This window comes from Acinetobacter sp. TUM15064, assembly GCF_008980265.1.
In the GTDB taxonomy this organism is placed as follows: Bacteria; Pseudomonadota; Gammaproteobacteria; order Pseudomonadales; family Moraxellaceae; genus Acinetobacter.
This window is the reverse complement of record NZ_BKFU01000167.1, coordinates 1-795: the sequence shown is the minus strand read 5'-3', so window position 1 is coordinate 795 and position 795 is coordinate 1. Positions and strand designations below refer to the sequence as shown.

General features: G+C 34.1%; 1 protein-coding gene. It reads left to right on the top strand.

The features are described 5' to 3' along the window. Positions 1-795: ATP-grasp domain-containing protein (locus tag GBI16_RS18240; protein WP_151707617.1), on the top strand; the 795-nt coding region annotated here is incomplete at both ends.

Here is a 795-nt window from a genome sequence, read left to right as displayed (position 1 = left end):
GTCCAGACTGGTTACTAGAACAATGTAAAAAGCATTCTATTCAACTTTTGTTTTGTGGAAAGCATAGTCAATTTATTGAGCAATTTCGTGAAGAATTTTCTCGTCATGATATTCAATTAGTGACTGGTGCCAGAGGCATCAGTCAGCATAAAAACGTTAATAATAAATTTTTATTTGGACAAATTTGCGAAGGTTTAAACTTACCTAGCATTTCTGCTGCAAAAGTTGCTCATGTTAATGAATTAAAGCAAGCTATTGATGAATATCAACAACGGTATAGCGTTATTTGTGCAAAGCCCGTTTATGGCGTATATGGTGCAGGTTTTGTGCAATTAAGCGATGATGTTTCATATTTTATGAAATTTCAATCTAATACTCTATGTAATACACAACAGTTTATAGAAGCTTATGCTCAATTAGAGCCGCCTATTGAGTATTTAATTATGCCCTTTTTGCAAGGGCAAGAATGTTCTGTAGATATTGCCTGTAGTAATGGCAAAATTTTAGCCTTAGTAACTCGGATAAAATTTAAATTTTATCAAGAATGCTATATCGAGCATCCATGTCATGAAATATGTAAAATTTTAGTAGAACATTTCCAGTGCGATGGATTGATCAATATTCAATTTAAGCAAGATGATCAGGGAGCCTGGCATATTTTAGAAATTAACCCGCGTCCCGCTGGCGGTTTTTCCTATACACAACATACTGGAATTAATTTAATTGCAGAATTAATTGCAGAAAAATTGCACTTAGTTTTAAAGCGCCCCGTACCAACTACTGTAGTACAAGTTC